The organism is Frigoribacterium sp. MCBA15_019 (assembly GCF_001864945.1).
GTDB lineage: Bacteria > Actinomycetota > Actinomycetes > Actinomycetales > Microbacteriaceae > Frigoribacterium.
On the sequence record NZ_MJGS01000002.1, the window covers coordinates 11,529 to 23,954 of the forward strand.

Here is a 12,426-nt window from a genome sequence, read left to right on the forward strand (position 1 = left end):
TCAGTCGCGGGTGAGGCGACGGCGACGGGCGATCAGGGTGCCCGCTCCGGCGAGCACGAGCAGCGCGGCCGCAGCCGCTGCCCACCGGGCGTCCGAACCGGTGAAGGCGAGCTGCCCGTCGACCGCCGCCGGCCCCTGACCCTGACCGATCGGCGTCACGCCCGCACCGGGGTCGACGGGAGAGCCGGGCGCACCGGGGGCACCAGGCGTGCCGGGCGCACCGGGCGTCCCGGGGTCACCGGGCGTGCCGGGCTCGGCCGCCACGCCGGGGAAGGTCCCGGCGCGCAGCGAGAACCCGTCCGTGTCGTTGTCGTCCGCGTAGAACGTCTGACGGAAGCCGTCGACGCTCGTCGCCGCCGGAGCGATCGCGAAGCCCTCGTTGGCCAGCCCACGGTCGGCGTTCGCCGGCGCCTCGTAGACGACGTCCTCGGCGAACGCCCCCGACTCGTCGACCGAGAACAGGGCCGTGCGACCCGAGCAGGCCTCGTCGCAGACGACCCAGAGCGCGTCGAGGTCGGCGTCGAACTGCAGGTCGGCGACCAGGGCGAACGACGTCGCGATCGTGGCGACGCGCTCGAACGAACCGTCGTCCATGAGGGCGTAGGCGTAGACGCTCGCGGTGCCCTCGACGCCGACGAAGAACAGCCCGTCACCGTGGCCGGCGTAGGTGGCCGGATCGTAGGAGGCGCCGGTCGCCTCGTCGACGAACCCCGCCTCGGTCAGCCACGAGTCGGGCACCCAGGTGATGCCCTCGAGGCCCGCGTTGGCCCCCAGTCCGGGGAAGTCCGCAGCGAGGTTCCACTCGTCGGTCGCGACGAGCGCGGTGGCCGAGCCGGCCGCCGTGGTGTCGTACCGCAGCACCGAGGGGCGGCTGACCGACCCGGACGCGTTGTTGCGCTCGGTCGACACGTAGACGCCACCGGCCGACGAGTCGTCGGTGACCGTGACGCCCTCGGCGTCGACGACGTCGGTCGCGACGCCGCTCGGGTACAGCAGCTTCTTGCCGGCGGCCCAGCCGTCGGTCGTCTGCGGAGCCCAGCCGCCGGCCCCGTCGGACACGACGCGGTAGAGCAGGCCGTCCCCGTTCTGCACGGCCCAGAGCGTGCCGGGGGTCGCGGTGCCGGTCGGCTCGTAGTCGAGTCCGCTCAGGTCGCCCGTGAAGGTGTCCTCGGCGTCCAGGGGGACCTCGTCGGGTCCGCCGGGCCAGGCCAGGGGCACCGTGACGCCGGCGAAGGTGTTCGCCGTGCCCTTGGTGGCGGCCGACGTGACGGCGAAGTCGCCCGTGCCGTCGGGGCCACGGCCGTAGGTGGTGGCGGCGTGCGAGGTCCACGAGTACTCGTCGGCGACGGTCGATCCGTCGGCCGCCGTCGTGCCGTCCGGCAGCAGCAGGCGCACCGAGTCGGCGCCGCCCAGCCCGAAGTCGAAGCCGACCGAGGTCGGGGTCTGCTCGTCGAGCACGACGAACCCGCCGGGGGCGACGGTCGTCCCGGCCGGGATCACGTAGCGGTGCGTCGGGTCGGAGTCGGTCAACACGTAGCCGCCGAGGTCGACCGACGAGGTGCCCACGGTGGTGAGCTCGACCCAGTCGCCGGGCGCGCCTCCCTGGCTCTCGACCTCGTTGACGCGCACGGGCGACGAGCAGTCGTTCGCCGTGCCCTTCGTGGTCGCGGTCGCCGTCGTCAGTGCGCCGGAGCCGTCGGGGCAGCGGCCGTAGCTGACGGTGCTGTGGACGGTCCAGGCGTACGACGCGACGAGCGTGCCCGCGGTGTCGAACAGGCGTGCCGAGTCGGGCTGGCCGAGACCGAAGTCGAAGCCGACCGGGTTCGAGCCCGAAGCCTGGTCGATCACGAAGAACGCGCCGGGCTGCACGACCGAACCGGTGGGCAAGGTGAAGGGGGTGCGGACGTCGTCCTCGTCGCGGAAGGTGTAGCCCGAGATGTCGACGGGCGCCGTGCCCACGTTCGTCAGCTCGACCCAGTCGGTGTCGTCGCCGTTCGACTCGACCTCGTTGATCACGACGTCGGTGGTGGCGGGTTCGGCCGGAGTCGGTGCCGGGGTCGTCGGATCGGGGTCGGTCGGGGCCGGTGTCGTCGCGCACTCGTTGGCGGTGCCTCGCGTTCCCGCGGCCGTCGTCGCGAACTCGCCGGTGCCGTCGGCGCAGCGGCCGTAGGTCGTCGTCGGGAACTGCGTCCAGGCGTACGAGTCGAGCAGGGTCGTGCCGTCGGCGGCGTAGAGGCGGACGGCGTCGTCGCGTCCGAGCCCGTAGGCGGCGGCACCCCAGACGGCGTCGTCGTTGACGTCGACGACGAGGCGTGCTCCGGCGGCCAGGACGGTGCCCGCGGGCAACGCCAGGGTGCGCGTGTCGTTGTTGTCGCGCAGCACGAAGCCCGAGACGTCGGTCGGGGTCTGACCCGTGTTGAGAAGCTCGACCCAGTCGTCGGTCGTGTCGATCTCGTTGACGACGACGTCGGCGTCGGCCGCCAGGGCGGGCAGGGCGCTCGTGGCCACGAGCCCGGCGGCGGCGATCGAGCCGGCCAGGGTCAGGGCGCCGAGGCGGAGCAGGGGCGTGCGCATGCGGGGGTCCGTTCGGTCGGGTGTGGACCGAACCATCTCGGACGGAAGCGACGCCCGGGTGAACACCCCGTGAACGGGACCGCCCCGCCCCGGCCGGTCCGGCCCGCCCCAGCAGGTCCGGCCCGACCCCACAGGTCCGGCCCGACCCGCCACGGCGCGGCAGGACTAGCGTCGCGCACATGGCATCCGAGGCGACGACCCTGCGGGTGGGCGACCGCGACGTCCGCATCAGCAGTCCGTCGCGCGTGCTCTGGCCCGACCTCGGCGTCACGAAGCTCGACCTGGCCCGGTACCTGGCCGAGGTCGGCACGCCCTTCGTCGTGGCCAACGGCGACCGCCCGATCTCGCTGCAGCGTTTCGGCGGCGACGTCGACGGTGACCAGTACTTCTCGAAGAACCCGCCGCGCGGCACCCCCGACTACGTGCGAGCCGTCGACGTCACCTACCCGAGTGGCCGCGTGCACCCCCAGCTCGTCATCGACGAGCCCGCCGCCGCGGTCTGGGCCGCCCAGATGAACACCCTGGTCTTCCATCCGTGGGCGTCGCGGGCCGAGCAACCCGACCTGCCCGACCAGCTGCGCATCGACCTCGATCCGCAGCCCGGCACGGGCTTCGCCGACGCCGTGACCGCCGCGCTCGACCTCCGAGCCGTGCTCGACGAGGCGGGCCTCACCGCCTTCGTCAAGACGAGCGGCAACCGTGGCCTGCACGTCTTCGCGCCGATCGAGCCGACGCACGAGTTCCTCGACGTGAGGCACGCCGTGATCGCCGCCGCCCGGGAGCTCGAGCGCCGCACCCCCGACCGCGTCACCACCGCGTGGTGGAAGGAGGAGCGCGGGGATCGCCTCTTCGTCGACTACAACCAGGCCAACCGCGACCGCACCATGGCGGGGGCGTGGTCTCCTCGGGCGCTGCCCCGCGCCTCCGTGTCCCTGCCGGTCACCTGGGACGACCTGCCGGGCGTCGACCCCGCCGAGCACACCGTGCTGACGGTGCCCGAGCGGCTGCAGACACACGGCGACCCGTGGGCGACGATGCACGAGTCGCCCGGGCGCATCGACACGCTCCTCGCCTGGTGGGAGCGCGACGTCGCCGACGGCCTCGGCGAGCTGCCCTTCCCGCCGGACTTCCCCAAGATGCCCGGCGAGCCGCCCCGCGTGCAGCCCAGCCGCGCGCGCAAGCCCACTGCCGACTGAGCACAACACCGCGTGTCGTGCACGGCGCCGCGTCTCGTCGGCGTGCGATGCCCGAAGCGCGGTGCCCTGTGCCCGAGGAGGCGCGGGTCGCCTAGGCGAGCACCTCGCCCAGGTCGTACGCCGCCGGCACCTCGAGCTGGTCGAACCGGCACGAGCGGGCCTCGCGGTCGTCGCGCCACCGTTCGACCTGCACGGTGTGGCGGAACCGGGAGCCCTCCATCTGGTCGTACCGCACCTCGACCACGCGCTCGGGGCGCAGCGGGACGAACGACACGTCCTTGCCCGACGAGAAGCGGCTGCGCTCGGTCTCGGCGTGCCGCACCTCGCCGTCGTCGTCGCGGTCGACGTACGGTGCCAACTCGTCGACGAGCTCGAGGCGACGGGCGTCCGAGAACGCGGACGCGCCTCCGACGTTGCGCAGTTCGCCCTCGGCGTCGTACAGGCCGAGCAGCAGCGACCCCACGCCCGAGCCGCTCTTGTGGACGCGGTAGCCGAGCACCACCACGTCCGCGGTGCGGTGGTGCTTGACCTTGAGCATCGTCCGCTTGCCCGGAGCATAGGAGGCGCGGGTCGGCTTCGCGACGACCCCGTCGAGCCCGGCGCCCTCGAACTCGGTCAGCCACCGACGTGCGGTCGCGACGTCGTCGGTGGCCTGGCTGACGTGCAGGGGGTGAGCCGCGCCTCCTGCCGTGCCGGCGGCTTCGCCGTCGGGGCCGACCGTGTCGAGCAGCAGCGCTCGGCGCTCGGCGAACGGGGCGTCGAGCAGGTCGCGGTCGCCCAGGGCGAGCAGGTCGAACGCGACGAACATCGCGGGCGTCTCGACGCTGAGCTTCGCGACGCGCGACGCGGCCGGGTGGATGCGCTGACCGAGGGCGTCCCAGTCGAGTCGTTCGTCGCCGGGTTCACCGGTGCGCACGACGATCTCGCCGTCGAGCACGCAGGGCCCGGGCAGCAGGCGGGCGAGGGCCTCGACCAGCTCGGGGAAGTACCGGGTCAGCATCTTCGAGCCGCGGCTGCCGATCTCGATCGTGAGCGGGGCGGCGTCGGGGCCGTCGGCGTCGGCGGGCCCGGCGTCGGCGGCGCGCTCGGCGTAGACGATGCCGCGGAACCCGTCCCACTTGGGCTCGTAGACGAGCCCGCCCTCGACGGAGTCGGGCTCGGGCACGTCGGCCACGGCCTTGGCGAGCATCGGGACGATCGGTTCGGCGGCGGTCGGGATCATGCGCCGAGTCTGCTCTCGCCGGGCGCCCGTGCGGCCAGACCCCGGGAAACCGCCGAGACCCCCGTGCGCGCCGAAGGGTCTCGGCGACTTCCTGGGGTGTGAGCGATCGACGGGAACGCCCGCGACCGGGTTGGATGGGCGGGTGCGTGTCTGTGTGGTCGTCCCCGTCCGAGACGACGGAGCCCTGCTCGACGCGTGCCTCCGGTCGCTCGCGCGGCAGACCCGCGTGCCCGACGAGGTGATCGTCGTCGACAACGGCAGCACGGACGACACCGTCGAGGTGGCCCTGCGGCACGGCGCGCGCGTGGTCACCGAGGCCGAGGTCGGCATCGCCGCGGCCGCCAGCACGGGCTACGACGCCGCCGCCGGCGTGGGTTCCGAGGCGGGCACCCCCGCACCCGCCGACCTGATCGGGCGGGTCGACGCCGACAGCGTCCTGCCCCGCACCTGGGTCGCCGACCTGGTCGGCACCCTCGTCGACGAGCCGGACGTGCTCGCCGTCAGCACGAACGCCCGCTTCTACGACGCGCCCGTCGGGGCCGAGCGCCTGCTCTCGGCCCTCTACGTCGGCGCGTACCACCTCGTGATCGGGGCCGCCCTGGCGCACTGGCCGCTGTTCGGCTCGACGATGATGATGCGCCGCACCGCCTGGCTCGACGTGCGCGACGAGGTGCACCGGCACGAGACCCTGCTGCACGACGACATGGACCTCGCCCTGCACCTCGGCGACCGCCAGCTCGCCGGCCGGGGCCGCATCGCCTACCGTCGCGACGTCGTGACGGGCATCTCGGCCCGTCCGCTCGACCCGGGCAACGCCCCGTGGCTGCGCACGTACCGGGCGCTGCACTCGTTCACGGTGCACGGCACCGACGGCCTGCCGTGGTCTCGTTGGCTACGCGCCGACCCGGCCGGCCTCTTCACGCGGCTCGGCTGGGCGCCCTCAGCGGTGGTGGATGCGCGGGCGGCCGTGGCCGACGGCGTCGACCCCCGGTCCGTCGACCCCGTGCCCGTCGGCACCGTCGACACCGGCTCCGGACGAGGAGGCGCGCGCGGCCCGGCCGCGGACGTCGCCTCCCACGAGGAACGGCAGCGCCAGCCCGGCCAGCAGCGAGCCGAGGCCTCCCGCAGCGAGGTCGCCGATCGTGTCGTCGTAGCCGACGAAGATCGCGGAGTCGACGAGGGTGTGGCCCGCCCACTCGCCCATCTCCCACAGGGTGCCGGCCGCCAGGCCGAACGCGACCGTCAGCAGGACTGAGCCGACGCGGGCCGAGTGACCCGCGCCTCCTCGTCCGTCGCCGTGGCCCGGCGACACGACCCAGCCGGCGCGGTGGGCGAGGACGACGAACACCGCGGCCAGAAGGCCGTTGAGCACGAAGTGCACGACCGTGTCGTAGCCGGCGATGCGGGTGTAGAGCTCGAAGACGCTGCTCCAGGCGGCGCCGAGCGCGGCGACGCCCACCATCAGGTCGAACGTCGCCCGGAGGCCGAGCATGCGGGGCACGAGGGTGCCGAGCAGGGCCAGCATCAGCACGGCGATCTCGACGACGCCCCAGCCGACGCCGACCACGACGACGCTCAGGGCGGCGACCACGCGGACGCTGTCGGCCACGTACTCGAGGACGCCGTGCGGACGGCGGAGGAAGGTCTCGGCGACGGTGGACATCTCAGGACTCCTCGGGGTGGTGCTCGGCGGGGTGCCGTGCGGCGTGCCCGGACGGCCAGCGCAGGACGGCGTGCACCGGGTCGTGGTCGGACGGGGCGACGCCGCCGGGACGGACCCCGCCGACGCCGGCCCGATCGACGTGGGCCCCGGCGTCGACGAGCAACCAGTCCAGGCGGCGGCCGCCGGTGCGTGGCGGGCCGTAGTTCGAGTACGAGCCCCAGCCGGGGTCGAGGCGTTCGTCGGCGACCTCGCGGCTGTCGACCAGGCGACCGCGGGTCAGTTCGCGGTGCGCGGGGGAGCCGACGCCGGCGTTGAAGTCGCCCATCACGACGACGGGCCCGTCGAGGGCGTCGGTGAAGGTGCGCAGCTGCACGGCGGAGTGCCGCCGCGAGCGGGCCGAGAGGTGGTCGAAGTGCGTCACGACGACGTGCAGTCGGGCCCCGGTCGCGAGGTCGTCGAGCTCGGCGTGGACGGCCGTGCGCGGGATCATGTTGCCGTACGAGCGCGATCCCGGGACCGTGGGGGTGGCCGAGAGCCAGAGCGCCTCGTGACGGACGATCCTCAGCCGGGTGGTGTCGACGTGCAACTCGACGCGCTCGCCGCCGCGGTCGCGGTCGCGACCCGTGCCGACCGAGGCGTAGTCCGAGCCCAGCGCGTCCGTGAGCTGAGCGGACTGGTCGGGCAGCGCCTCCTGGATGCCCAGCACCGAGGGGCGCTCGGCCTCGAGCAGGAGGCGCAGTGCCGGCAGGCGGGTCGACCACCGGTCGGCCAGCGCGTGACGGGTGCCCAGCACCTGCGGCATGCGCCGCCGCACGTTGTAGGTCATGAGGTGCAGGTCGGGGGCGACGACCGGGCCGACCGTCGGCACGACCCTGTGGTCACCCGGACCGGTGGTGGCGGGGGTGGCGGCGGAGGTGTCGGTCGGGGGCGTCATGGCGTGTGCGACGGTAGGCCGTCGCACACGCCACCGCCCGACTCAGCGCACGCGCTTGATGGGGATGACGGCCAGGGCGCCGAGGATGGCCACCGCGCCGGCGGCCCAGAGCATGACCGTGTAGTTGTCGGACCCGGCGTTGCCGATGCCCAGGAAGAACAGGGCGAGGGCGGGCGCGAGCGACTGGGGCAGCGCGTTGGCGATGTTGATGACGCCGAGGTCCTTGCCCGGGCGGTCGGCGTTCGGCAGGACGTCGACGACGAGCGCCGTGTCGACGGCGGCGTAGATGCCGTAGGCGAAGCCCATGACGATCTCGGCGACGTAGAAGCCGGTGACCGTCTCGGCGTGGGCCAGCAGGATCAGGCCGACCGCGAAGAGGGCGGTCGAGCCTCCGACGAAGACCTTGCGCATCTTGAGCTTGTCGCTCAGCCAGCCCGAGAGGGCGGCGCTCGCCATCAACGCGATCGTGTAGAGCAGGACGCCGAAGGCGACGGCGGCCGTGGCCTCGGCCCTGTCGTCGATGCCGAGGTGGTTCTCCATGTAGAGAAGGCGGTACGTGGTGAACATGAAGGTCGCGAGGATGATCAGGAAGCGCGACCACCAGGCGAAGGCGAAGTCGGGGTTCTTGATGGGGTTGGTCCAGAACGAACTGATCAGGTTGACGAAGGTGAATGGCTTGAGCTCGTATTCGGGGAGGTCGTCGCGGGCGACGACGCAGTACACGAGGATCAAGACGATCGCGACGATGCCCGGGACGATGAACAGCAGCGGCAGGTCGTCGACGAAGAGCACGGCGAGGTAGATGCCCGCCAGGATGGCCACGTTCTGGGCGAGGGCGATGATGCTCGAGGCCTTGCCTCGTTGGAACTGCGGAACGTTGTCGGCGAAGCTCGCGGTCAAGGTGGCCAGCACGGCATTGGCCGCGACCTGCGCGAGCACCCAGGCCAGGCCGAGTTGGAGCACGCTCGGGGCGAAGGCCAGCCAGGCGAGGGCGATCGTGAAGGCCACGACGCCACCGACGAGATACGGACGGCGCCGACCCCAGCGCGTGCGGGTGCGGTCGCTCAGGGCACCGATCAGGGGATTCGCGAGCAGTGCACCGAACGCGCCGAAGGGAAGGACTTGTCCGATGACCCCCTCGGGGTCGGCGGGAACGAGCTGTTGCGCTTTCAGCTGCATGCTGACGAAGACGGGCGCCATGAGCGCGGCGAACAGGCCGAACTGAGCCAGCCCCAGCGCGATCATGTAGCCCCGCGACACCCTCACGGTGCTGACGGGTTGGGTGAGCACGCCCTGCGTGCCGATGGGGCCTGGGTTGGCCATGACGCCTCCTCGAGTCAAAACCTAGTCGCGCTAGGTGTTCGCAGAATACACAGCGGGTGTCGCCCGGGCAAGCCATTGCGTCGATTTGGGACAAACTTTTGTCATCGGTCGACATAAGTGACAGAGTTGGGCGCAGACCACCGGATCCCCTCACGACAAAGGAGTCATCCCATGACCTCGTCACCCTCCGTCCAGCTCTACACGGTCCGAGATGCCGTCTCGGCCGACCTGCAGGGCGCCGTCGCCCGCATCGCCGAGATCGGCTTCACCCAGGTCGAGCCCTACTCGTTCGTCGAGCGTGCCGACGAGTTCGAGAAGGCCTTCGCCGCCTCCGGCGTCACCGCCCCCTCCGGCCACGCCCCCGTGATCGACTCCGACGAGCCCGAGCGCGCCTTCGCCGCGGCGGCCCAGCTCGGCATCGGCACCGTGATCGACCCGTTCATCCCGAGCGACCGCTGGCAGACCGCGGACGACGCCGCGAAGATCGCCGACCGCGTCAACGAGCTGCAGGTCCTCGCCGCGGCGTCGGGCCTGAAGTTCGGCTACCACAACCACCAGTGGGAGTTCGCGAACAAGGTCGACGGCCGTCCCGTCTACGACTTCTTCCTCGAGCGCCTGAACGACGACGTCGTCCTCGAGATTGACACCTTCTGGTCGACCGTCGGCGGCATGGACACCCCGGCGCTGCTGCGTTCGCTGGGTGACCGCGTGCAGTTCCTGCACGTCAAGGACGGCAAGATCTCGGGCGACATCGCGACCGCCCTGCCCAGCAGCGAGAGCGCCCTCGAGGTGCCCGACGCGCTCGCCGCCGCCTTCAAGAACCAGACCCCCGCCGGCCAGGGTGACGTCGACGTCGCCGCCGTGCTCGCCGCGGCGCCGCACGCGCTGCGCGTCGTCGAGTTCGACGACTACGCGAAGGACGTCTTCGAGGGCGTCGCCGAGTCCTTCGCCTGGCTGCAGGAGAACGACAAGTGAGCGGCGTCGACACGACCGCCGGTCGCACGGGACGCGTCGGCGTCGGCGTCATCGGCGCGGGCGTCATCAGCGGCACCTACCTCGAGAACATGACGAAGTTCGCCGACCTCGAGGTGCTCTTCGTCGCCGACCTCGACCTCGACCGTGCCGAGGCGCAGGCCGAGACCTACGGCGTCCCGGGTCGCGGCACCGTCGACGAGCTGCTCGCGATCGACGAGATCGAGATCGTCGTCAACCTGACGATCCCGGCCGTGCACGCCGAGGTCGGGAGTCAGATCATCGCCGCTGGCAAGAACGTCTGGAGCGAGAAGCCCCTCGCCCTCGACCACGAGTCCGCGCGCGACCTGCTCGCCGCCGCCGAGGCGGCCGGCGTGCGCGTCGCGTGTGCGCCCGACACCGTGCTCGGAGCCGGCATCCAGACGGCGATGCGCGCCATCGCCCGTGGCGACATCGGCCAGCCCCTGACGGCGACCACGATGTTCCACGTGCCCGGGCCCGAGTCGTGGCACCCCAACCCCGACTTCCTGTTCGCACTCGGAGCTGGTCCGCTCTTCGACATGGGGCCGTACTACGTGACGACCCTGGTGCACGCGTTCGGCTCGGCCAGCCGCGTCAGTGCGGTCTCGTCGAAGTCGTTCGACACCCGCACCATCGGCAGCGGCCCGCGCGCGGGTCAGACCTTCCCGGTCGAGGTGCCGACGCACCACGCGGCGCTCATCGAGTTCGCCGGCGGGCAGTCGGCCCAGTCCACGTTCTCGTTCCAGAACGCGCTGCCCCGCATGGGCTTCGTCGAGATCAGCGGCACCGAGGGAACCCTCGTCCTGCCCGACCCCAACACGTTCGAGGGCGACTCGAGCCTGTGGCGCTTCGGCCAGGACGAGCCCGAGACGCTCGCCGCCGCGGGGTCGACCTACGGCCGTGGCTCGGGCGTGCTCGACCTGGCGCGGGCGATCCGCGGCGGCGACGCGGAGCGCGCCAGCGGGGCCGTCGCCTCGCACGTGCTCGACGTGCTGCTGGCGATCTCGTCCGCCGCCGAGCAGGGTGCGCCGGTCGCCGTCGAGTCCGCCGTGCAGCAGCCGGTGCCGCTCGACGAGAGCTGGGACCCCTCGGCCGCGACGCTCTAGTCCGGCGGGCCGAGCCGGGTCGGGTCCGGCTCGGCTGCCCAGATGTCACGAACGGCCGCTCACCTCGACAGGTGAGCGGCCGTTCGTGACGTCTCGACAGAAACGGGCCCGCCGCGCGGATTCAGGTCGCGCGGCGGGCCCGGGTCTGGTCGGGGGCCTCTCCGGGCCGCCGAGGTGGGACGGTCGGGGCGGGGCGACCCCGACCGGGCCGGCCGACTACGCGGTGCGGATCGAACCGGTGGCGGTGTGGATCGACCCCGTGGCCGTCCGGACCGATGCCGTGGCGGCCGAGAGTCGACGCAGCGCGCTGGCGGTGTAGCGGCCGATCGAGAGGTCGCGGCGAGCCGGGGTGCTGACGTACGAGCCGGGGGCGACGTCGGCGGCCGGCGAGCCGACGTAGGAGCCGACCGTCGGCGCGGCGGTCGTGCTGACGTAGCGGCCGCCGAGCGGGGTGACGGCGGTGCGGGTGGTCGTGGCGGTGGTGTTCACGGTGACTCCTCGGGGCTGGGCGGATCGTGCTGGTCGGGGGCCCGCGATCGTGGGATCGAGCGGGCGGTGACCGGCGGGGAGGGCTGCGCCGAGACGTTCGACGGTGGCCCTGGCCTCCGTCGGCGTTATCACCACCATACGCCTTCTTTTGATTGATTCAAAACAACGCGGGCCGATCCTCGCTTTCCGGACAGGACGCCCCACCCCGACCTCTCTCAGAGCGAGGCGCCGCCGCAGACGACGAGCGCCTGCCCCGTGATGCTCCGTCCGTGCGGCCCGAGCACGAACGCCACGAGCGCGGCCACATCGACCGGGTCGACGAGCGCGCCCAGCGGCGGCACGACCGGAGCCGAGGAGGCGCGGGCCGGGTCGGCGAGCATCGGCGTGTCCGTGGGCCCCGGCGCCACGACGTTGGCGGTGATGCCCCGCGGCGCCAGTTCGGCCGCCCAGCTGCGGGCCAGGGCGACCTGGGCCGCCTTCGTCGCCGCGTACTGGCTCTTGCCCGCGACACCGACGGCCGTGCGGCTGCCGATCAGCACGATGCGACCGCCGTCGGACAGTCGGTCGACGAGCGCGTCGACGAGGGCGGCCCCGGCCCCCACGTGCACGGCGAACATGCCCTCGAGCGCGGCGGGGTCGAGTCGGCCGAGCGGGGCGGCGACCTGGAACCCGGCCGCGTGGACGATCGCGTCGACCGGCTCGACGTCGGCGACCGCCGCCGCGACGCCACCGGGCACCGACAGGTCGCAGCCGAGCCACGAGAACCCTTCGCCCAGGTCGACCGGGCGCCGGCTGAGCCCGGTCACCCGCCACCCCTCGGCCGAGAGGAACCCGGCGATCGCCCGCCCGATGCCCGAGCTGCAGCCCGTGACGACGGCGTGCCGAACGGCCCCGGCCCCGCCCCGTGTCTCGTCGCCGACCACGAT

The 12,426-nt window shown here is 72.9% G+C and carries 10 protein-coding genes; 4 read left to right on the top strand and 6 right to left on the bottom strand.

Annotation, left to right across the window (positions count from 1 at the left end):
* Positions 1 to 2,574, bottom strand: coding sequence for a lamin tail domain-containing protein (locus BIV04_RS17280; RefSeq protein WP_071254876.1), 2,574 nt, complete (start codon positions 2,572 to 2,574; stop codon positions 1 to 3).
* 179 nt (positions 2,575 to 2,753) lie between these two features.
* Here BIV04_RS17280 and ligD point away from each other — a divergent pair, with 179 nt between their 5' ends.
* Positions 2,754 to 3,770, top strand: a complete 1,017-nt coding sequence (gene ligD, locus BIV04_RS05005) for a non-homologous end-joining DNA ligase (protein WP_071254879.1) — start codon at positions 2,754 to 2,756, stop codon at positions 3,768 to 3,770.
* 91 nt (positions 3,771 to 3,861) lie between these two features.
* On the opposite strand, the gene BIV04_RS05010 is transcribed toward ligD, so the two are convergent.
* Positions 3,862 to 4,992, bottom strand: a complete 1,131-nt coding sequence (locus BIV04_RS05010; RefSeq protein WP_071254882.1) for an ATP-dependent DNA ligase — start codon at positions 4,990 to 4,992, stop codon at positions 3,862 to 3,864.
* A 142-nt stretch (positions 4,993 to 5,134) separates the two neighbouring features.
* Here BIV04_RS05010 and BIV04_RS05015 point away from each other — a divergent pair, with 142 nt between their 5' ends.
* Positions 5,135 to 6,247: a glycosyltransferase family A protein gene (locus tag BIV04_RS05015; RefSeq protein ID WP_177174769.1), complete on the top strand. Its 1,113-nt coding sequence runs from the start codon at positions 5,135 to 5,137 to the stop codon at positions 6,245 to 6,247.
* A 409-nt stretch (positions 6,248 to 6,656) separates the two neighbouring features.
* On the opposite strand, the gene BIV04_RS05020 is transcribed toward BIV04_RS05015, so the two are convergent.
* Both BIV04_RS05020 and BIV04_RS05025 read right to left on the bottom strand, forming a co-directional pair.
* Positions 6,657 to 7,589: an endonuclease/exonuclease/phosphatase family protein gene (locus BIV04_RS05020; RefSeq protein ID WP_071254888.1), complete on the bottom strand. Its 933-nt coding sequence runs from the start codon at positions 7,587 to 7,589 to the stop codon at positions 6,657 to 6,659.
* Positions 7,590 to 7,631: 42 nt separating this feature from the next.
* Positions 7,632 to 8,912: an MFS transporter gene (locus tag BIV04_RS05025; RefSeq protein ID WP_071254891.1), complete on the bottom strand. Its 1,281-nt coding sequence runs from the start codon at positions 8,910 to 8,912 to the stop codon at positions 7,632 to 7,634.
* Positions 8,913 to 9,083: 171 nt separating this feature from the next.
* On the opposite strand from BIV04_RS05025, the gene BIV04_RS05030 reads away from it, so the two are divergent.
* Together BIV04_RS05030 and BIV04_RS05035 are read left to right on the top strand one after the other, a co-directional pair.
* Positions 9,084 to 9,887, top strand: coding sequence for a sugar phosphate isomerase/epimerase (locus BIV04_RS05030; protein WP_055970859.1), 804 nt, complete (start codon positions 9,084 to 9,086; stop codon positions 9,885 to 9,887).
* Complete coding sequence (locus BIV04_RS05035) at positions 9,884 to 11,011, top strand: Gfo/Idh/MocA family protein (protein ID WP_071254894.1); 1,128 nt, start codon at positions 9,884 to 9,886, stop codon at positions 11,009 to 11,011. Before BIV04_RS05030 ends, BIV04_RS05035 begins: the two co-directional genes overlap by 4 nt.
* 216 nt (positions 11,012 to 11,227) lie before the next feature.
* On the opposite strand, the gene BIV04_RS05040 is transcribed toward BIV04_RS05035, so the two are convergent.
* Together BIV04_RS05040 and BIV04_RS05045 are read right to left on the bottom strand one after the other, a co-directional pair.
* Entirely contained in the window at positions 11,228 to 11,500 is a 273-nt protein-coding gene (locus BIV04_RS05040) for a hypothetical protein (RefSeq protein WP_071254896.1), read from the bottom strand.
* Between the two features lie 215 nt (positions 11,501 to 11,715).
* Positions 11,716 to 12,423, bottom strand: a complete 708-nt coding sequence (locus BIV04_RS05045; RefSeq protein WP_071254899.1) for an SDR family NAD(P)-dependent oxidoreductase — start codon at positions 12,421 to 12,423, stop codon at positions 11,716 to 11,718.
* Positions 12,424 to 12,426 lie beyond the last annotated feature (3 nt).

Coding starts and splice junctions, on each gene's coding strand:
- BIV04_RS17280 (WP_071254876.1), bottom strand. CDS start 2,574: ATGCGCACGCCCCTGCTCCGCCTCGGCGCCCTGACCCTGGCCGGCTCG.
- ligD (WP_071254879.1), top strand. CDS start 2,754: ATGGCATCCGAGGCGACGACCCTGCGGGTGGGCGACCGCGACGTCCGC.
- BIV04_RS05010 (WP_071254882.1), bottom strand. CDS start 4,992: ATGATCCCGACCGCCGCCGAACCGATCGTCCCGATGCTCGCCAAGGCC.
- BIV04_RS05020 (WP_071254888.1), bottom strand. CDS start 7,589: ATGACGCCCCCGACCGACACCTCCGCCGCCACCCCCGCCACCACCGGT.
- BIV04_RS05025 (WP_071254891.1), bottom strand. CDS start 8,912: ATGGCCAACCCAGGCCCCATCGGCACGCAGGGCGTGCTCACCCAACCC.
- BIV04_RS05030 (WP_055970859.1), top strand. CDS start 9,084: ATGACCTCGTCACCCTCCGTCCAGCTCTACACGGTCCGAGATGCCGTC.